Source organism: Streptomyces sp. NPDC002306 (assembly GCF_053593435.1).
In genome coordinates, this window is sequence record NZ_JBSFCK010000011.1 from 161,615 (window position 1) to 181,388 (window position 19,774).

Consider the following 19,774-nt stretch of genomic DNA (forward strand, 5'->3'; position numbering starts at 1 on the left):
CCCCCACAGCATGGGTCAGCAAGCGCTCAGCCGCTCGTCGAGGCGTCCGACGGGCTGACGGCGTCAGGCCGGGTGCGCGACACGGGACGGGTCGCGCAGACCGAGCCGCAGCAGGTGGACGCTGACGACCAGGGCCCAGAACGGGAAGACCAGCTCCGACCAGGGCACACCGGACCCCACGATCAGCAGGATCAGCCCCACCACGAACCCCAGCATGCTCAGCGGGCGCGGGAACAGCCGCAGTCGGTGCCCGATGGTCGAGGTGGTGAAGACGAACACGGCCGCCATCCGCAGCGCGTACGTCGTCATCAGCGTGTACGAGAAGTGGCGGCCGAAGGTGGAGGGGCCCTCGTGGAGCACGGTGCCCGCCGCGGCGCCGGCGGCGAACATGGTGGCGACGAAGACCAGTCCGCTGCCGAGGAACACGGTGGCGACGAATTTGTCCTCGGCGTCGCCGACCTGGGCGCGCACGGCGCCCATGAACCACAGGAAGAAGATGCCGGCGAACGGGATGATCTCCAGGGCCGTCCGCACCGCCCACCGCATGTCCGGGGCGACGGGAGCGGCGGCGGGGTCGTCCGAGGGGATCGCGATGCGCACCAGCACGATCGCCGCCGCGAGCAGCACCGCGAAGACGGTCCCCGCCACACCGGCGGCCCGTGGCGTCCGCAGCCGCGCGTTCTCCGGCTCCATGGACGCTCGCTTTCTCCTCGGTTCCCTCTCCTGGTCCAGCAAGCAGGGCTCGGTGCGACCGCGCCACCGGGGACACCCGCGAGGGTGACGGAGCGGGTCCGGGAGGGCCCGCGAAGGGCCCGGCGCACGCCCCCGGAGCGGGGCTTCGGGACGCGACGGCGCACCCCCGCGCAACGCCGTTGCACCCGAAGGGGCTTACCCACTGGTGACAGGCGCATTCGCCGTGTAGCGTCGTCGACAGATGTCGTGGTTCGCCGTACGCGCCCGCACTGTCGTGCGGGCGCTTTGCTGTGCAGTGCCCGAGGACCAGGACGACCACCTCCGGGTCCGCGCGGTGCGGACCCGTCATCGAGTGAGAGGCACCGGCATGGCCAGCGGAACCGTCAAGTGGTTCAACTCCGAAAAGGGCTTCGGCTTCATCGCGCAGGACGGGGGCGGCCCCGACGTCTTCGCGCACTACTCCAACATCAACGCCAGCGGTTTCCGCGAGCTCCAGGAAGGCCAGGCGGTGACCTTCGACATCACCCAGGGCCAGAAGGGCCCGCAGGCGGAGAACATCACCCCCGCCTGATCTGGTGACATCACCCGTACGGTGGCCGCGCGGCACTGCTCGCGCGGCCACCGTACGGATGTGCCGCGGTGCCGGGCAGCCGGCCGGGCGGCACCGACTGCCGTACCCGGGTCAGCCGAGGAAGTCGGCGACCAGGGCGGCGAATTCGTCCGGGGTGGACAGCCGGACGCCGAGGCTTTCGGCCTTGGCCCGCTTGGACCCCGCACCCTCTCCGGCCACCACCAGGGCGGTCTTCTTCGAGACGCTGGAGGAGGAACGGCCGCCCGCGCGCTCGATGAGCTCGTTCACCTGATTGCGGCTGAGCTTTTCCAGCGGACCCGTCATCGCGCCGGTGACCACCACCGTCATCCCCGCGAGCGGTCCCTCGTGTGATGCCTCGGCCGCACCGTCCGCGGTGTCGGCGGCCGGCGCGGGAGTGGCGCCCGGTTCGACCATGTTCACCCCGGCCGCGACGAGTCTGTCGATGAGCGGCGCGAGTTCGGCCAGCTCGGCGACGATCGAGGGGGCCTTCTCCGTACCGATGCCGTCGACCTGCTGCATCCCGCCCGCGTCGGCTGCTCTGATGGCGTCCATGGTGGCGAAGTGCCGGGCGATCCGCCGTGACATGGAGCGGCCCGTCCCCCGTATGCCGAGCGCGCACAACACCCGCGACAGCGGCCGGCCCTTGGCGACGGCGATCGCGGCGAGCAGGTTGTCGGTACTGGTCTCACCCATCCGCTCCAGCCCGAGCAGTTGCTCGCGGGTGAGGACGAACAGCTCGGCGAGGTCGGTGACCAGGCCCGCGTCCACGAGCTGCACGACCCGGGTGGCGCCCAGACCTTCGATGTCGAGCTGGTCGCGGCCGGCGGCGTAGGAGAGCGACGCCACCAGGTGACAGTTGCGGCCCTGCTCGCAGCGCCAGCGTTCCTGGCTGGTGTCGATGGCGGAACCGCAGCGCGGGCACACCTCGGGGAACACGATCGGCTGTTCCTCGCCGGTGCGCAGATGGGCCACCGGGGCTTCGATGCGGGGGATGACGTCACCCGCGCGGTGGACCATGACATGGTCGCCCAGCCGCAGGTCGCGGCGCGTGATGTCGGCGGGGTTGTGCAGGGTGGCGTAGGTGATGGTGGATCCCTCGATCTGCACCGGTTCCAGCACGCCCCGCGGGGCGATGACGCCGGTCCGGCCGACGTTCCACTCCACCTCCAGCAGCCGGGTGATCTTCTCCACGGCCGGCAGCTTGTAGGCGATCGCCCACCGCGGGGCCCGCGAACCGGATCCGGCGGCCAGCTGGTCGGCGGCCAGATCGGCCTTGACGACGATCCCGTCGATGCCGAACGGCAGCTCGGCGCGGAGCGCGGCGATCTCCTTCACCCGGGCCAGCACCCGCTCGGCGCTCTCGGCGACCACGCCGGGCACCGGGGTCGCGGCGGTCGTGCGGATCCCCAGCACCGCCGTGCGCGCCATGAGTTCGCTGTGCGCCAGCTCGGCCAGCTGTCCGGCGAGCACGGCGTCGGTGTCGGGCCGGGCGAGCAGGCCGTAGCCGAAGAACGTCATCGGCACGGTGTAGGCGCGCTCCTTCGCGCGCAGCGTGCCCGCCGCCGCGTTGCGGGGGTTGGCGAACGGCTGCCCGCCGTGCGCCGTACGCACCTCGTTGGCGTGCTCGAACTGGGACACCGTCATCAGGACTTCGCCGCGCACCTCGACCGTGACCGGCTCGGACAGCGTGTCCGGCAGGCCCTCGATGGTGCCGATCGCGTGCGATACGTCCTCGCCGGCCGTCCCGTCCCCGCGGGTGATCAGCCGGGTGAGTCGCCCGGCGGTGTACCGGGCGGCGATGGCCAGACCGTCGAGCTTCGGCTCCACACCGAAGCGGGTGACCTCGTGGCCGAGGCGCCGGCCCAGGGACGCCGCCCAGGCGGTGAACTCCTCGGCGGAGAACACGTTGTCCAGGCTGAGCATCGCCACGGTGTGCGGGACGTCGCCCTCGGCCGCGCCGCCCGCGACCTTCCCCGTCGGAGAGTCGGGCAGCACCTGACCGGGATGCCCGGCCTCCCACGCGGCGATCCCGCGCACCAGCCGGTCGTAGGCGTCGTCGTCCAACGAGGAGGTGCCGCCCGCGTAGTAGGCGGCCGCGGCCTCCACGGCCTCTTCGACCGCCCGGGCGTAGCCGGCGGCATCCGTGATCACTGCTACAGCTGTCGTCATGACCCGCATCTTGCCGCGCCCCACTGACAACGGGCTCCGGCGCTCGGCCGGGCCCGTCGCGGCGCAGGTCCCCCGAGGGGTCGGCGCGCTGTGCGCCCCGGCCCCTACGCGCGGCGTCGGCGGGTCAGGTGCGGTAACCGAGGACGGTCATCATGCCGGACTCGGAGTGGTACTGGTTGTGGCAGTGGAGCATCCACAGCCCCGGGTTGTCGGCGTCGAAGTCCACCACCAGTTTGTTGTGCGGCAGCACGTAGGCGGTGTCCTTGCGGGCGCCGGCCGCGTTGAGGCCGGTCATGGCGAAGGTGTGGCCGTGCACATGCAGCGGGTGCCACATGCTGGTGGCGTTGATGAGCGTCAGCCGGACCCGTTCCCCCTGGCGGATGGGATGACGGTGTTCCAGGGAGTAGGGCTGGTGGTCGAAGGCCCAGTCGAAGTTCTTCATGGTGCCGGTCAGCCTGATGCGGATCTCGCGGTCCGGCTTGCGGTCGGACAGGGCCACCCCTTCCTGTGCCCGCAGGCGCCTGGCCGGCACGATCTGCCGGTTCAGCTCCGCGGGATGGACCGAGGGGGAGGGCAGGGTCTTGCCCTGGTCGGTGCGCAGGACCGCCAGCGCCCTGGCGTTCTTGCCCTCGGCCACCGCGACCAGCGGGAACATCCCGTCCTTGGCGGTGACGAGCACGTCGTACCGCTCGGCCATCCCCACCACCAGCGCGTCCGTCTTCTTGTGCTCCACGGGGTAGCCGTCGGTGTGGGTCACCGTCATCTCGTGACCGCCCAGCGCCACCCGGTAGGCCGTGTCGCCGCTGGCGTTGATGATCCGCAGCCGGATGCGGTCCTTGGCGCGGGCCCGGAACACCGTGGGCGCCTGCGGGCGGCGGCCGTTGATGAGGTAGTACGGGTACGCGATGCTGCCGCCCTCGCTGCGCAGCACCTCGCTGCGGGAGCCGTGCAGGAGACGGGAGGGGCCCACGGGCTTGGTGTGAGCGGCGTGGCTGTCCTTGGGACTGCCGCCCATGCCCATGTCCATGTCCATCGCCGAGCCCTTGCCGCCCCGCAGCTGTGAGAGCACGCCGTCGGGGGTGGAGCCGTCCACGCCGTCCACCCAGTCGTCGAGCATGACGACCCATTCCTTGTCGTAGGACAGCGGCTCCCTGGGGTCGTCCACGATGAAGGGGGCGTACAGGCCGCGGTCGAGTTGCATGCCCGAGTGCGAGTGGACCCAGTACGTGCCGGGGTGGGAGACGGCGAAGCGGTAGGTGAAGTCCGAGCCAGGGTCGATGGAGGTCTGGGTCAGGTTGGGCACGCCGTCCATGTCGCAGCGCATGCGCACACCGTGCGAGTGCAGTGTCGTCGACTCGGACAGGTGGTTGGCGAGGTTGAGGGAGAGGATGTCCCCCGCCGTGACCCGGATCTCCTTGCCCGGCAGCGAGTCGCCGTACGCCCAGGATCTGACGGTCCGGCCGCCGAGGTCCAGGGATGTCTCGGTGGCGGTGAGCCGGTACTCGCGGACGGGCCCGACCCCGCGCTTCTTCTCGACGGCGACGACCTCGGGCCCGGACGGGTTGACGTAGCCCTTGGGTCCCTTGGGGACGAAACTGCTGTGGCCCGGGCCGAATCCCGCGAAGGGTACGGATCCCGAGGATGAGTCGGACCCGGAACAGCCGGCCAGGACTCCAGAACTGACCGCTGCGACCGAGGCACCGAGCAACGCGCGCCGCGTATATGTGTGCATGAACGTATAACACACGTTCTGTGGCTAATTCTGCGAGAACCGGGAACGGCGCGTCCGGTGATTCGCGTGCCGGTCTCGTCACGAGAGCGGAGCCGGGACCGTGCCGGAGGCACCGCTCACCGGGTCCCGGAGCGGTGACGCGAGGGGGGCCGCTCCCGGTCGGAGCGGCCCCCCTCGCGTGCGTATCCCGGGCCGTCAGGCGCGGGCCACCATGGCGGGATCGCGCTCCACCACGGGGTCGAGGATCACGTCGATGGCCTCCAGGAGACCGGCGTCCAGCTTGACCCCCGCCGCCTTGACGTTCTCCGTGACCTGTTCGGGCCGGGAGGCGCCGATGATGGCGGCGGAGACGTTGGAGTTCTGCAGGACCCAGGCCACGGCCAGCTGGGCCAGGGACAGCCCGGCCTGCTCGGCGAGCGGCTTCAGCCGCTGGACCCGCTCCAGCACCTCGTCCTGGAGCCACCGGCCGACGAAGGTCGCGCCGCCCTTCTCGTCCGTGGCGCGGGTGCCCGCCGGCAGCGGGGCACCGGGCGCGTACTTGCCGGTGAGGACGCCCTGCGCGATGGGCGACCAGACGATCTGCCCGAGGCCCACCTCCTCGCAGGCCGGCACGACCTCGTCCTCGATCACGCGCCACAGCATCGAGTACTGCGGCTGGTTGGAGACCAGCGGGACGCGCAGTTCCCGGGCCAGTGCGTGACCCTCGCGGATCTGGTCGGGCGTCCACTCGGACACGCCGATGTACAGGGCCTTGCCGGAGCGGACCACGTCGGCGAACGCCTCCATGGTCTCCTCCAGCGGGACGGAGACGTCGTAGCGGTGCGCCTGGTACAGGTCGACGTAGTCGGTCCGGAGCCGGCGCAGCGAGTTGTCGATGGACTCCATGATGTGCTTCCGGCCCAGCCCCCGGTCGTTGGGGCCGGGACCGGTCGGGAAGAAGACCTTGGTGAAGATCTCCAGGCCCTCCCGGCGTTCGTCCTTCAGCGCCCGGCCGAGGACGGCCTCGGCCCGGGTCTGCGCGTAGACGTCGGCGGTGTCGTAGGTGGTGATCCCCGCGTCGAGGGCGGTGCGCACGCAGGCGAGCGCGGCCTCCTCCTCGACCTGGGAACCGTGGGTGAGCCAGTTGCCGTAGGCGATCTCACTGATCATCAGACCGCTGCGGCCGAGGTTGCGGAACTCCATGGCGCGACCCTACTCGCGGACCCGGCCGGCACCCCGGGGGACCCGGCCGCCGCCACCCGGTCCCGCAACGGCGGCACGGCCCCGGTCCTCAGGCGTTCGGCCGGCCTGGCCCACGCGCGGCCGCCCGCGCGGGGTTTCGCGCCGGAGGGACCCGGGCGGGCTGTCCGGGCGAACGGCGTGGGTCGCGCGGCGGCCCGGGGCGGCCCTGCTCGTACGGTCCGTCGGCATGAACCGCGTACCGCCCGATCAGGCGTCAGACCCCAGCAGGCGCAGCACCCTCACCGGGGCCGCCGGTGCGGCCGGGGCCCTGCCGGCCGCCGGGTGCACGGCGGTGGACGTGTCGTCGGCGCGCGGCGCCCCGACCCCGCCGTCGGCCTCCGCCCCGGCCGGCGGTCCCACCCCCGGTGCGATGACGCTCTTCGACGATCACGGCGCCGACGCTGGTTCTCGACTACGAGTTCGAGCAGTTCCACCCGGGCCAGGCGTGGCAGCTGGCCGACGAGCTGACCGGCCCCAAGGACTACGTGAAACTCACGGCGGCGACCGGAGCCCAGTCGCACTGCTCGCCGATGGCTCCGCAGCAGCACTGCGAGGTCGTCTTCGACTGGCTTCAGAGGACGCTTCCTGGCCGGTGAGCCCGCCCGGACCCCGACCACCGTCGCTGTGCTACGCCGGCCGGCCCAACGCCGAGAGCGCGAACACCCGGCTCAGGCACATGGTCGACAACAGGACCGGCGCCCCCGGGCGCCCCGAACAGCGCCGCCGGGCGTCGGACTCGTCCGCCGCACACCACGGCCCGTACGACCCGACAGGGAGAATCCCATGCGCGCAACACTGATCTACGGCGCCGGCGACGTCCGCGTGGAGGAGGTGCCCGACCCCCGGATCCAGCACGCCACCGACGCGATCGTCCGGGTGGTGCGCTCCTGCATCTGCGGCAGCGACCTGTGGCCGTACGGCTCCCGGCCGACGACCGAGCACGGCGACCGCATCGGCCACGAGTTCCTCGGTGTCGTCGAGGAGACCGGCGCGGACGTGTCCGGACTGAAGACCGGTGACCTGGTGCTGGCGCCGTTCATGTACGCGGACAACACCTGCGACTTCTGCCGGGAAGGCCTCCAGACCTCCTGCCGGCACGGCGGGTTCTGGGCGGCGGAGGGTGTCGACGGCGGCCAGGGCGAGATCGTACGGGTGCCGCAGGCGCAGGGCACGCTGGTGAAACTGCCGGTGGCCGAGGACTCGGCCCTGCTGCCCTCGCTGCTGACCCTGTCGGACGTGTTCTGCACCGGCCACCACTGTGCCGTGACGGCCGGGGTCACCCCCCGGACGACCGTGACGGTGATCGGCGACGGCGCCGTCGGCCTCTCCGCCGTACTGGCGGCCAGGCGGCTCGGCGCGGAACGCATCGTCCTGATGGGCCGGCACCAGGGCCGCACCGACCTCGGCCGCGACTTCGGGGCCACGGACGTCGTGTCCGAGCGGGGCGAGGAGGGCGTCGAGCGGCTGCGCGAACTGACCGGCGGGGACGGCACGCACACCGTCCTGGAGTGCGTCGGCACCCTGCCGGCCTTCGAGATGGCGCTGGGTGTCGTCCGCGCGGGCGGCGCGATCAGCCGGGTGGGGGCGCCGCAGTACGAGCAGGTGCCGTTCGGCTTCCAGGAGTTCCTGCGCAACCTCACCCTCACCGGCGGTGTCGCCCCGGCCCGCGCCTACATCGAGGAACTCCTGCCCGACGTCCTGGAGGGCCGTGTCGAACCCGGCCGGGTGTTCGACCGCACCGTCGGCCTCGACGAGGTCCCCGACGGCTACCGCGCCATGGCCGACCGCACCGCCCTGAAGGTCCTGGTCAAGCCCTGACCACAACGGTGCGAACAGTGCGTGGCCGCCGTACCGCTGGAGCCCCGGAGGCTTCTAGTCTCGGACACACGGAACCCTTCCGTGTGTCCGACGCCCCGCCCACGCACCGGTCGTAGGACCACCTGACCGACAGGAACCGTGCCATGACCACCGTCGCCATCATCGGAGCGGGCCCCGGCCTGGGAGCCGCCGCCGCGCGCCGCTTCGGCCGTGAGGGGTACGACATCGCCCTCGTCGCCCGTGACCGGGCCCGCCTCGACGCCCTGGTCGCCGAGGTGTCCGGCCAGGGCGTCACCGTGCGGGGCTTCGCGGCGGACGTACGGGCTCCCGAGGGTCTCGCCGCGGCCCTGGACGCCGCGACCGCCACCCTCGGCCCGATCGAAGTCCTCCAGTACAGCCCGGTCCCGCACGGGGACTTCATGCGGCCCGTCCTGGAGACCACCCACAGAGACCTGCTCGGACCGGTCGAGTTCTCCGTCTACGGCCCGGTCGCCGCCGTGCAGCAGGTCCTGCCCGGCATGCGTGACCTGGGCCGCGGCACAATTCTGTTCGTCAACGGCGGTACCGCGGCGGTTCCGCATCCCGACCGGGCCGGCACCTCGATCGCCTTCGCCGCGGAGAGCGCGTACGGGCATCTGCTGCACGACACGCTCGCCGCCGACGGCATCCACGTCGGCCAGCTGATCATCCCGGGTGCGATCATCTCCGGCCACCACCGCAAGGACCCGGCCGTGCTCGCGGACGCGCTGTGGGCCATGCACCGGGACCGGCACGGGTTCCGGCACTTCGCCGACGACCTCGACTCCTGAATCCCGGCCGGCACAGGCGCGCTGACGGGTGGCGGCCTCCTCGCTCCCGGGTGCCCGCCGGTCCTCGCCGCGTACTCGATCCGGAGTCCGTGCCGCACCCGCACCACGCCATCATGGAACCGGCCGTGTCCGTAGGCGGCTCGGCACGCAGCACGGCCCGATCCGACGCCCGTCCACGAGGGAGCAGACATGACGAACGAGACCACGCGTGCCGCACGCCTGATGGACGCGCAGGCCAAGGCCGCCGAGTTGTTCGCCGAGGTCGAGTCGCGGGGCCTGGTCGCGCCGGGCGAGGGGGAGCGGGCGGTCAGCGACAGGATCCGTGACCTGGCGAACGAACTGTTCGGTCCGACCCGCCACTGGCACAAACGGATCGTGCGCTCCGGACCCAACACCCTGCACCCGTACAAGGAGAACCCGCCGGACCGGATCATCGGCGGGGACGACATCGCCTTCGCCGACTTCGGCCCGATCTTCGAGGAGTGGGAGGCCGACTTCGGCCGCACCTTCGTCCTCGGTGACGACCCCGTCAAGCACCGGCTGCGCGACGACCTGCCCGTCATCTTCGCCGCCGGCCGTCGTGCCTTCGAGGCCGACGCGGACATCACCGGGGCCCGACTGCACGCCGAAGTGGCCCGGTCGGCCGCCGAGCGCGGTTGGGAACTGGGCGGCTGGCACGCCGGACACCCGGTGGGCGAGTTCCCGCACGAGAAGATCGACGGCGCCGACATCGAGTCGTACATCGCCCCCGGGAACGACACCCCGCTGCGGCGCCCCGACCGCGCCGGACGCGTCTGCCACTGGATCCTGGAGATCCATCTCACCGACCCGGGGCGCGGCTTCGGCGGCTTCTACGAGGAGTTGCTCGACCTCGGCTGAGACCTCGACTCGGACCTCGCCTCAGACCCCGGCCGCGACCCCGGCCGGGGCGGGGTGCGAGACCCGTCGGCCCGAGCGGCGGCCGACAAGACCGCAGGTTTATTGAATGATGAGCTGACCGCGTCCGTACGATGACGCGGTGATCAGTGAGACCAGGACCGACGCCGGTGTCGGCGACCCCGTGCTGACGAAGACCGCGTCCGGCGGCTGGGCCGCGCGGCTGCGCGCGTTCGGCCACGTCGAGCGCCCCGGGACCGACATCCGTGACCGCCTCGTCCCCCGGTTCCCGGCACCGCGAACCTGGTTCTGGGAGGCGATGCGCCTGCCTCCGGCGGCCGCGTACCGCGCCGCGAGGGCGATGGACTGGGTCGGCCCGGTCCTGGTCGCCGTGTTCGCGGGGCTGATCCGGTTCTGGCGTCTCGGAGAGCCCCGCGATCTGGTCTTCGACGAGACGTACTACGCCAAGGACGCCTGGTCCCTGCTCAGGCTCGGCTACGAGGGCACCTGGCCCGACCGCAAGGTCGCGGACCCGCAGATCCTGGCGCACCCCCAGACGATCCCGCTGACCGATGTCGGATCGTTCGTCGCGCATCCGCCGATGGGCAAGTGGGTGATCGCGGCCGGTGAGTGGATGTTCGGCCTGAGCCCGTTCGGCTGGCGCTGCGCGACGGCCGCTCTGGGGACGCTGTCGGTGCTGATGCTGTGCCGTATCGGCCGGCGCCTCTTCCGGTCGACCGCGCTGGGCTGCCTGGCCGGCACGCTGATGGCGGTGGACGGCCTGCACTACGTGATGAGCCGGGTCGCGCTGCTCGACACCGTCGTCATGTTCTTCGCGCTGGCCGCCTTCGGCTGCCTGCTGATCGATCGCGACGGGGCCCGCTCCCGGCTGGCACGGGCGCTGCCGGTTCCCGACGACGGCTTCGCCCGCCCCGACGCCCGCACCGGCGACCGCGCCGGGACGGGTCTGCGGCCCTGGCGGCCGGCCGCGGGCCTGCTCCTCGGCCTGACGGCGGCCAGCAAGTGGAACGGCCTGTACTTCCTCGCCTTCTTCATGATCATGACGGTGCTGTGGGACGTCGGCGCCCGCCGCGTGGCCGGGGCGTACCACCCGTACCGGTCCGTGCTGCGCAAGGACCTGGGCTGGTCGGTCCTGTCGGTCGTGCCCGTCGCGCTGGTGACGTACCTGGCGACCTGGACCGGATGGTTCCGCTCGGACGACGGCTACGGCCGGCACTGGGCGGACGCGCGCGGCGGCGCCTGGTCCTGGATACCGGCCCCGCTGCGCAGCCTGTGGCACTACGAACATCAGGTCTACCAGTTCAACGTGGGACTGCACACCCCGCACTCCTACCAGTCCAACCCCTGGAGCTGGCCCGTCGTCGGGCGTCCGGTGCTGTTCTTCTTCCAGTCCCCGGCATCCGGACAGGACGGCTGCCACGCCGTGGACGGCTGCACCCGGGAAGTCACCGCGCTGGGCACGCCGTTGCTGTGGTGGACCGCCTGCCTCGCCCTCGCCTACCTGCTCTTCCGCTGGGCGATGCGCCGGGACTGGCGGGCGGGCGCCGTCCTGTGCGGGGTGGCCGCCGGCTGGCTGCCGTGGCTCTTCTACCAGGACCGGACGATCTTCTCCTTCTACGCCGTCGTCTTCGTGCCCTACGTCTGCCTGGCCGTGGCCATGGCGGTGGGCGCGTTCGCGGCGCCGCAGGGGGCGGACGAACGACGCCGGATGTGGGGCGTGGTGGCCGCGGGCGGCCTCGTCCTGCTCATCATCTGGAACTTCGTCTACTTCCTGCCGCTCTACACGGGCACGACGATCCCGCGCTCCGACTGGCAGTCCAGGCTGTGGCTGGACACCTGGATCTAGGCACTCCCACCCGGATCGGGCCGTGGTGCTTTCCGTGCGGCGGGGCGCAGCGACTCCAGTGAGGTGTCGAGTGCCGCCTGGAGATGCGTGATCCGGCCGGTGGCCATCAGGATGGCCACCCCGCCCTGCACCGCGGCGATCAGCGCGGCCGCCGTCCGGTCGGCGTCCAGCAGGGGGTCGATCTCGCCGCTGTCCTGCATGCGCCGGATCCCGCTCCGCAGGGCCGTCTGCCACTGGTCGATCAGCCTGCCCGTCACCGCCTGTGCCGCCGGGGTGGTGCGGCCCAGTTCGGTGATCAGCACGCCCAGCGGACAGTTGACACCCTGCTGCTCGTACCGTCGCACGACCGCGTCGCGCCACTCCTGCCAGGCGGCCCAGGTGCTCAGATCGCTCAGGTGCGGCTCCTGGTCCGCGAGGACCAGGCCGGCCTCGCGGGCCGCGACCGCGTAGAGCAGTTCCTCCTTGCCACCGGGGAAGTAGTGGAAGATCTGGCTCTTGCTGGTCGCGGTGCGCGCGCGGATGTCGTCCAGTGTGGTGGTGGCGGCACCCCTGGCCCGGATCTCCGCCGCCGCGCCCTCGACGATGCGACGCCTGGTCGCCTCCCCCTTGGGGGTCAGCCGTGACCCGGGACGGTCGGTGATCGGCACGACGCCACCTCCATTCTGGACGTACGGGTCCAGTTTAGGCGGTGAGGTCGGTCCGCACCGCCGGTACGGTGACGGCCGGTCACCGTACCGGCGGCCCTGGCGGGCCGGACCGGGGTCAGGAAGCGGTGAGCCGGACTCCGTCGATCACCCAGTACCAGTTGTTGCCCCCGGTGTAGCGGAAGCGGACCCGGGCCCTGGTCGCTCCGGCCGGCACCTGGAGGGTGACGGTCTCCGTGCGCGAGGACACGTCGGCGGTGTAGGCCTTCACCGGAACGGGGGTGCCGTCGTCGTAGGAGACGAGGACCTCGCCCTTCTGCGGGGACTCCTGTCGGTAGTAGGTGGTGTAGGTCAGGGTGGCCGTGCGGCCTCCGGTGACCGGGTAGGCCGGGCTGACGAGCGTCGAGTCGAAGGTGCCGGACAGCGACTTGTCGTTCCACTCGTCGCCGTCCGCGACCGCGAAGACGTTCCGGGCGCGGACGTTGCACTCACGGTTCTGGTCGCGTTGCGACTGGGTCCAGAACTCGTCGGTGGTGAAGGTCCAGCCGCGCCACTCGGTGACCCCGCCGCCGCCCATCGCCGAGTTGTCGACGGACCACCCGGCGGGCGGGGTGTGGGTGAAGCCGAGGACGCTCGTGGGGATGCCGGTCTCGTCGACGCGGGCCTGCAACTGCGGGCGCAGGGCGTCGAAGTCGTCGGCGCCCGGCTGCTGGACCGGCCGGCCGTCCAGGCCCCAGGCGGGGTCGAGCGGGACGCCGAGGTGGGCGAGCGCGGAGGCGGCGACGTCGGGCATCTTCACGTCGTAGCGGACCGAACCGGGTGCCAGGGTAGGGCCGGTGGCGATCAGGAACGTCTGGCGCTCGGGCAGCGTGGAGCCGCCGTGTCCGCCCGCGTCGGTGTGGCCGTGGTCGGCGGTGACCATGATCAGCCAGCTCTCGGCCGCGTAGGTCGCACGGGCCTTGACCGCGGCGACCAACTGGCCGACCTGGGCGTCGGCGCCGGCGATCGCGGCCAGGTACTGCGCGGAGGCGGCGCCGTAGCTGTGGCCCGCGTGGTCGATGTTGTCGAGCTGCACGAAGACCGCGTCCGGGTTGCCGTCCCGCAGCTGGGCGACCGCGCGGGAGGTGGTGCCGGTGTCGTACTCGGCGCCGGGCGTGGAGACGCGGGTGTCGACCGTGCCGGAGAAGACCGTGTCGGTGATCGGCGCCCAGGAGGCGACCGCGTACGTCGTCAGGGCGGGCTTCGCCCGCTCGGCGCGGGTGAGGAAGTCGGGGTACTGGGTGAACCGGGCGCCGGTGAAGGCGTTGTCCTTGACGTTGTGCTTGTCGGGCCAGACGCCGGTGATCAGCGTCGACCAGCCGGGGCCGGACAGGGTGGGCGCGAGCGGGTTGGCGTGGATGCTGCTGGGCGCGGTCAGGCCGGCGGCCATCAGGGCGTCCAGGTTCGGGGCGGTGGCGTCCTTGATCCGGGTCAGCAGGGCGCCGTCGAGTCCGATGACCAGGACCTTGGGAGTCGCGGTCGCGGCACGGGCGACGGTGGCGAGCGGTCCGGCCGACGCGGCGAGCGCGGCGGCGGACAGGAGGAGGGCGCGGCGGGACAGGTGGTGCGACACGAATACCTCCGGAGACAGGGAAGAAAGGGCCGTGCGGACACGGCGACGCCCCCGGCGGAACCAGGGGCGTCGCCCGTACAAGGGGGCGGCAGGCGGGGTGTCAGCTGCCGGTGGCGGACTTCCAGGCGTCGACGTACGTGGTGAGGTTCTTGTCGATGTCCGCCCAGTCCGGCTCGAAGACCTCGACGCCGTCCATCAGCTTGGTCAGGGCGATCGCGTTGGCGTCGGTGGCCTTGACGTCCTTGCGGGCCGCGAAGCCGCCACCGATGGTGCTGACCTGCGCCTGGGCCTTCTGGCTGAGCATGTAGTCGAGGAGCTTCTTGCCGTTCTCGCTGTGCGGGGCCTTGGTGACCAGGCCGGCCGCGTAGGGGAGGGCGAAGGTGGTGGGCTTGCCGCCCTCGCGGGCCGGGAACCACAGGCCGAGGTTCGGCATGGTCTTCGACTGGGCGAAGTTCATCTGCACGTCGCCGTTGGCGACCAGCAGTTCGCCCTTGTCGACCTTGGGCGCGAGCTTGCCGGTGGAGGCGGACGGGCCGACGTTGTTGGCCTGGAGCTTCTTCAGGTAGGCGAGCGCCGCGTCCTTGCCGCCGAAGTCGTGCATCGCCTTGATCAGTACGGCGGTTCCGTCACCGGCGACGCCCGGGGTCGAGTACTGGAGCTTGTTCTTGTACTTGGAGTCCAGCAGTTCCTCCCACGTGGTGGGGGCCTGCGTCAGCTCCTTCTTGTTGTGGACGAAGCCGAAGTAGTTGTTGACGACGGCGGTCCAGGTGCCGTCGGCGGCCTTGTCGGCGCCGTCGACCTTGTCGGCGTCCTGCGGCGCGTACTTCTGGAGGAGGCCCTTGCCGTCGGCCTGCTGGATGAACGGCGGGAGGGTGACGAGCACGTCGGCCTGCGGGTTGTTCTTCTCGCGCAGGGCGCGCTGCGCCATTTCGCCGGAGCCGCCCTCGACGTACTTGACCTTGATCCCGGTCTCCTTCTCGAAGTCCTTGAAGACCTGGTCGTACCAGCCGTCGCCGTTCTCGCCCTTGAGGCCGTCGGCGCTGTAGACGGTGACGGACTTCTCGTCGGAGGCGGCGGAGGAACCGCCACAGGCGGAGAGCACGGGAACGGCGAGGAGGGACAGGGCGATCGCGAGCTTGAGGGTGTTTCTGGGCATGACGGGGTGAACTCCTTGCGTGGGAAAGGTGGTGGTCGACTGCGTGAGGTCAGCGGTACGAGGCCTTGGTGCGGATCCGGGAGACGACGAGGAGGACCAGCAGGGTGGCCGTCATCAGGACCACGGCGACCGCGGAGCCGGCGGACAGGGCGCCGCGGTCGGTGGCCGCGTAGATCAGGACCGGAAGGGGAGTCCAGTCGGGTGGATAGAGCATCATGGTCGCGCTCAGCTCACCCATGGACAGGGCGAAGCAGAGCCCGGCCGCCGCGGTGAGCGACGGCAGCAGGAGCGGCAGCCTGACGCGCCACAGGACGTACCCGGGCCTGGCGCCGAGGGAGGCGGCGGCCTGTTCGTAGGCCGGGTCGAGGCGGACGACGGCGGCCGACACCGACTGGTAGGCGAAGGCGGTGACCAGCACGGTGTGGGCGACGATCACGATCCAGCGGGTGCCGTTGAGCAGGATCGGCGGCTGGGAGAAGGCGACGAGGATCGCGAGGCCGACGACGACCGAGGGGACGGCGACGGGCAGCACGAACAGCGCGTCCAGCACTCTGCGGTACCGCTTGGGCAGCGAGGCCGCCGAGAGCGCCGCCCAGGTGCCGGCGGCCAGCGCGATCAGGCTCGCGGCGAGCGCCGTGAGCAGGCTCGTGGTCAGGGCCTGGAGCGCCTCGCCGCGGGTGGCGGCGCTGTAGTGGGCGGTGGTCGGGCCGGAGGGCAGGACCCCCGACCAGTGGGTGGCGAACGAGGCGGCGAGGACGACGAGCAGGGGCAGGGCGAACAGGGGGACGAACAGGACGAGGAACAGCGCCTGTACGGCCCACCTGGCCCAGCGGCTATGCACCAGCACGACGGCTCACCACCCGGTAGAGGCCGTACAGCCCCACGGAGATCAGCACGTTGACGACGGCGATCACACAGGCGCCCGGGTAGTCGGACTCCAGGATCGCCTTGCTGTAGACGAGCATCGGCAGGGTCGTGACGCCCTTGGCGCCGGTGAACAGCACGATGCCGAACTCGTTGAGGCACAGGACGAGGACGAGGCTGCCGCCGGCCGCGAGCGCGGGCAGCGCCTCGGGCAGGATCACCTGCCGGACGATGCGGGGCGCGCGGGCGCCCAGCGAACTCGCCGCCTCCAGCTGGGCGGTGTCCAGCTGGGAGAAGGCGGCGAGCAGCGGCCGCATCACGAACGGGGTGAAGTACGTGATCTCGGCGAGGAGCACACCCCAGGGCGTGGTGAGGAACTGGAAGGGCCCCTCGGCGGCTCCGGTGACGTCCGTCCACGCCCCGTTGGCCATGCCGACCGTGCCGTAGACGAACAGCAGGGCCAGGGTGATCAGGAAGGACGGGAAGGACAGGAAGACGTCGATGAACTTGGCGACGGCCCGCGCGCCGGGGAACGGCACGAAGGCGATGACCAGCGCGAGGACGAAGCCGAGGACCAGGCAGCCGGCCGTCGACGCCAGCGCCAGCCACACCGTCGTCCACAGCGCCTCGCGGAAGACCTCGGAGCCGAAGACGTCCGCGTACGGCTGCACCGAGGTGCCGCCGGTGTCGGGCCGCACCGACTGCTGGACCACGAGGAACAGCGGATAGAGGAAGAACAGGGCGAGGAGGGCGACGGGCGGCAGCGCCCAGAACAGCCTTCTAGTCATGGGTGACTCCGGCGGTCAGCAGCACCGCGTCCTGGGGAGCGAAGTGCAAAGTGACCGTGTCGCCGTGGCCGGGCGGGTCGCGCAGTTCGTTGACGTCCGCCATGACCCGGTGGCCGTCCACGTCGACGTACAGCCGGTGCGTGGCGCCGCGCCACTGGATCTCCGTCACGGTGCCGGCCAGGCGGTTGGGTCCGTCGCCGAGTCCCACCAGGTGCGGCCGAACGCACAGGGTGGCCTTGGCCCCCCGTGCCGCCCCCGCCGTGTCGACCTTCAGCTCGGCGCCCGCGAAGGCGACCCCGTCCGCGCCCACCGTCACCGGCAACAGGTTCGCGTTGCCGACGAAGGAGGCCGTGAAGGCGTTCGCCGGGGCCCGGTACAGCTCCCTCGGCGTGCCGCACGCCTGGAGCCGTGCCTCGCTCATCACCGCGACGCGGTCGGCGAGCGTCAGCGCCTCGACCTGGTCGTGGGTGACGTAGAGGATCGAGACGTCGGGCAGCTCGCGGTGCAGGCGTGCCAGTTCGGCGAGCATGCCGGAGCGCAGCTGGGCGTCGAGGGCGGACAGCGGCTCGTCGAGCAGCAGGACGCCCGGCCGGATGGCCAGCGCCCTCGCGATGGCGACCCGCTGCTGCTGGCCGCCGGACAGCTCGCGCGGGTGGCGGCGGGCGTAGGCGCCCATGCCGGTCATCTCCAGCGCCTCGGCGACGCGGGTCCGGATCTCCGCCTTGGGGACCTTGCGGGCCTTGAGCCCGAACGCCACGTTGTCCTCGACCCGCATGTGCGGGAAGAGCGCGTACTGCTGGACGACCATCCCGATGCCCCGCCGGTACGGCGGCAGATCGGTCACGTCACGGTCGCCGAGGAACACCCGCCCGGAGGCGGGCCGCACGAACCCGGCGACCGCCCGCAGCGCGGTGGTCTTGCCGGACCCGGACGGCCCGAGCAGCGCCATGACCTCGCCCGTCCCGACGTTCAGGTCGAGGGAGTCGAGGACGACGTTCCCGTCGTAGGCGACGGTGACGCCGTCGAAGCGTATGCCCATCAGCCGACTCCCCTGAGGAGCGCGGGGAGCTCGGCGACCGACGCGAGCACGTGGCCGGCGCCCGAGGCGCGCAGGGCGTCCTCGCCGTGCGCGCCGGTCAGCACCCCGGCGACCAGGCCCGCTCCGGCCCGTACGCCACTGAGCACGTCGTAGGAGGTGTCGCCGACGACGGCCATCTGACGCACGTCCTCGGCCGCCTTCGTCCGCACGAACGCCTCCAGCGCCATGTCGGGGAAGGGGCGTCCGCGGCCGCCCGCGTCGGCGGGGCACAGGGTCAGGCGCACCAGGTCGCGCCAGCCGAGGGCGTCGAGGATGGCGTCCTGGGTGACGCGGGCGAACCCGGTGGTCAGGACGACGGTACGGCCGTCCTCCCGGAGCTCCTCGATGGCCTCGCGGGCGCCGGGCACGGGCTCGGTCAGACCCTCGCCGACCAGCTCGCCGTACGCCTTCTCGAAGGCGGCGTTGCCGCGCCGGGCCAGCTCCTCGGTGCCGAACAGGTGGCGGAACACGGAGATCTTGGACTCGCCCATGGTGGCGCGGACGTAGTCGAGCTTGGCGGTGTGGCCGGGGCTGCCGGGCTCGACGCCAAGTTCCGCGGCGGCGGCCTCGAAGGCGCGCTCGACCAGGCCGCCGTCGGCGACGGTGGTGCCGGCCATGTCGAGGACGACGAGGCGGATGTCGGTCAGGTCGGTCATGTCGTTCCCGTGGGGGGTGTGGTTCGTGTGGGTCATGTCGGTCATCCGTGTCACCAGCCCAGCTCGTCGGCGGTCGTCTCGGCGATGGCGGGGGAGCAGGTCATGCCGCGCCCGCCGGGCCCGGTGACCAGCCAGACCCCGTCGCGCACCCGCTGGCGGTGCACGACCCGGCTGGTGTCCGTGCACTGCGCGTACACCCCGGCCCAGCGGTGCCGGATCCGCGGCAGCGGGCGGCCGAGGAGGGACTCGACGACCCCGGTGAGGTGCTCGTAGGGCTCCTCGACCGTGTCGAAGGCGAAGGGGTGCTCGTACTCGTGGGTGTCGCCGATGGTCAGTCCGCCGTCGGCGCGCTGCACCATCAGCAGCTGCATCCGGTGCTCCGCGGCCGTCGGGGCCTGCGGCTGCCGGGCGTTGAGCTCGTCCAGGGCGGGCGAGGCGTAGGCGGGGTAGTAACGGAAGCTGTCGGCGTCCGCGACCGAGGTGGTCAGCGGTTCGCCAAGCGGGTCCGTCTGCATCATCTGCAGCCGGACGCGGCGTACGGGCAGGTCGGGTCCGGCGAGTTCGCGGACCAGGCCGCCGAGCCAGGCGCCGGTGCACAGGACGACCGCGTCGGCGCGGTGGAGGTCACCGTGGTCGTCGCGGACGGTCGCGGTGTCGATCACCTCGCGGACCTCACGGCCGGGCAGGAACCGGTAGCGGGGGGACTTCAGCAGCTCCGCGCGCAGGGCGAGCTGAGCGGTGCGGGGCTCGACGGCCGCGTCCCGCTCGCAGTACAGCGCCGCGGAGAACTCGCCGCGCAGGGCGGGGTTCAGGGCGCGGGCCTCGCCGGGCGTCAGCAGCTTGTAGCCGCGGGCGGCGGCGTCCGCACGGGCGACCGCGGCCTCGGCGACGGCCAGTTCGAGATCACCGCGTACGGGGGTGAGGGATCCGTTGGCGCGGAACCCCAGGGCGGGCACCCGGGCCCCGATCCCCTCCCACAGCTCTCTGGCCCGCAGAGCGGTCTCCAGCTCCTCACCGCTGGCTCGGCCGCTGACCCAGATCTGGCCGAAGTTGCGCAGCGAAGCGCCGCGAGCCTCCGTCTCGCGCTCGATCTGTACGACCTCGTGGCCGCGCTGAATTGCTTGCCAGGCGTGCATGGTGCCGACCACGCCGCCTCCGACGACTGTCACTCTCACGACGCTCACGCTCCTCTTGGACGG

The 19,774-nt window shown here is 71.9% G+C and carries 17 protein-coding genes; 5 read left to right on the forward strand and 12 right to left on the reverse strand.

What is annotated here, in order from left to right:
- Positions 1-63: 63 nt before the first annotated feature.
- Complete coding sequence (locus ACWCQK_RS22890) at positions 64-693, reverse strand: hypothetical protein (protein ID WP_451157619.1); 630 nt, start codon at positions 691-693, stop codon at positions 64-66.
- A 367-nt stretch (positions 694-1,060) separates the two neighbouring features.
- On the opposite strand from ACWCQK_RS22890, the gene ACWCQK_RS22895 reads away from it, so the two are divergent.
- Positions 1,061-1,264 (forward strand): cold-shock protein, encoded by a 204-nt coding sequence (locus tag ACWCQK_RS22895; protein WP_059190954.1) that lies wholly within the window; start codon positions 1,061-1,063, stop codon positions 1,262-1,264.
- Between the two features lie 111 nt (positions 1,265-1,375).
- On the opposite strand, the gene ligA is transcribed toward ACWCQK_RS22895, so the two are convergent.
- The 3 genes from ligA to ACWCQK_RS22910 form a co-directional block, all read right to left on the reverse strand.
- On the reverse strand, positions 1,376-3,454 hold the full coding sequence (gene ligA / locus ACWCQK_RS22900; RefSeq protein WP_451157621.1) for an NAD-dependent DNA ligase LigA: 2,079 nt from the start codon (positions 3,452-3,454) through the stop codon (positions 1,376-1,378).
- 124 nt (positions 3,455-3,578) lie between these two features.
- Positions 3,579-5,186: a multicopper oxidase family protein gene (locus ACWCQK_RS22905; RefSeq protein WP_451157623.1), complete on the reverse strand. Its 1,608-nt coding sequence runs from the start codon at positions 5,184-5,186 to the stop codon at positions 3,579-3,581.
- 195 nt (positions 5,187-5,381) lie between these two features.
- Positions 5,382-6,368, reverse strand: coding sequence for an aldo/keto reductase family protein (locus ACWCQK_RS22910; RefSeq protein WP_451157625.1), 987 nt, complete (start codon positions 6,366-6,368; stop codon positions 5,382-5,384).
- Between the two features lie 822 nt (positions 6,369-7,190).
- Between ACWCQK_RS22910 and ACWCQK_RS22915 the strand changes: the two genes are divergently transcribed.
- From ACWCQK_RS22915 to ACWCQK_RS22930, 4 genes are all read left to right on the forward strand, one after another.
- Positions 7,191-8,225, forward strand: coding sequence for a zinc-dependent alcohol dehydrogenase family protein (locus tag ACWCQK_RS22915; protein ID WP_451157627.1), 1,035 nt, complete (start codon positions 7,191-7,193; stop codon positions 8,223-8,225).
- Between the two features lie 143 nt (positions 8,226-8,368).
- Entirely contained in the window at positions 8,369-9,034 is a 666-nt protein-coding gene (locus ACWCQK_RS22920) for an SDR family NAD(P)-dependent oxidoreductase (RefSeq protein WP_451157629.1), read from the forward strand.
- A 189-nt stretch (positions 9,035-9,223) separates the two neighbouring features.
- Positions 9,224-9,913, forward strand: a complete 690-nt coding sequence (locus ACWCQK_RS22925; protein ID WP_451157631.1) for a M24 family metallopeptidase — start codon at positions 9,224-9,226, stop codon at positions 9,911-9,913.
- Between the two features lie 139 nt (positions 9,914-10,052).
- Positions 10,053-11,777 (forward strand): dolichyl-phosphate-mannose--protein mannosyltransferase, encoded by a 1,725-nt coding sequence (locus tag ACWCQK_RS22930; RefSeq protein WP_451157633.1) that lies wholly within the window; start codon positions 10,053-10,055, stop codon positions 11,775-11,777.
- Here ACWCQK_RS22930 and ACWCQK_RS22935 read toward each other — a convergent pair.
- The 8 genes from ACWCQK_RS22935 to ACWCQK_RS22970 all read right to left on the reverse strand — a co-directional run bounded on the left by ACWCQK_RS22935 (position 11,774) and on the right by ACWCQK_RS22970 (position 19,750).
- On the reverse strand, positions 11,774-12,418 hold the full coding sequence (locus ACWCQK_RS22935) for a TetR/AcrR family transcriptional regulator (RefSeq protein ID WP_451157826.1): 645 nt from the start codon (positions 12,416-12,418) through the stop codon (positions 11,774-11,776). The two genes, ACWCQK_RS22930 and ACWCQK_RS22935, sit on opposite strands and share 4 nt — an antisense overlap.
- 121 nt (positions 12,419-12,539) lie before the next feature.
- Entirely contained in the window at positions 12,540-14,033 is a 1,494-nt protein-coding gene (locus ACWCQK_RS22940; protein ID WP_451157635.1) for an alkaline phosphatase family protein, read from the reverse strand.
- Between the two features lie 100 nt (positions 14,034-14,133).
- The gene (locus tag ACWCQK_RS22945; RefSeq protein WP_451157636.1) at positions 14,134-15,189 is read right to left on the reverse strand and encodes a 2-aminoethylphosphonate ABC transporter substrate-binding protein; all 1,056 of its coding nucleotides are present in this window, start codon (positions 15,187-15,189) and stop codon (positions 14,134-14,136) included.
- 49 nt (positions 15,190-15,238) lie between these two features.
- The gene (locus tag ACWCQK_RS22950) at positions 15,239-16,036 is read right to left on the reverse strand and encodes an ABC transporter permease (protein WP_451157638.1); all 798 of its coding nucleotides are present in this window, start codon (positions 16,034-16,036) and stop codon (positions 15,239-15,241) included.
- Positions 16,023-16,841: a 2-aminoethylphosphonate ABC transporter permease subunit gene (locus ACWCQK_RS22955; protein WP_451157640.1), complete on the reverse strand. Its 819-nt coding sequence runs from the start codon at positions 16,839-16,841 to the stop codon at positions 16,023-16,025. The genes ACWCQK_RS22950 and ACWCQK_RS22955 overlap by 14 nt, the downstream gene beginning before the upstream one ends.
- The gene (locus tag ACWCQK_RS22960) at positions 16,834-17,880 is read right to left on the reverse strand and encodes an ABC transporter ATP-binding protein (protein WP_451157642.1); all 1,047 of its coding nucleotides are present in this window, start codon (positions 17,878-17,880) and stop codon (positions 16,834-16,836) included. Before ACWCQK_RS22960 ends, ACWCQK_RS22955 begins: the two co-directional genes overlap by 8 nt.
- Positions 17,880-18,611: an HAD family hydrolase gene (locus ACWCQK_RS22965; RefSeq protein ID WP_451157643.1), complete on the reverse strand. Its 732-nt coding sequence runs from the start codon at positions 18,609-18,611 to the stop codon at positions 17,880-17,882. Before ACWCQK_RS22965 ends, ACWCQK_RS22960 begins: the two co-directional genes overlap by 1 nt.
- 14 nt (positions 18,612-18,625) lie before the next feature.
- Positions 18,626-19,750, reverse strand: coding sequence for a TIGR03364 family FAD-dependent oxidoreductase (locus tag ACWCQK_RS22970; protein ID WP_451157645.1), 1,125 nt, complete (start codon positions 19,748-19,750; stop codon positions 18,626-18,628).
- Positions 19,751-19,774 lie beyond the last annotated feature (24 nt).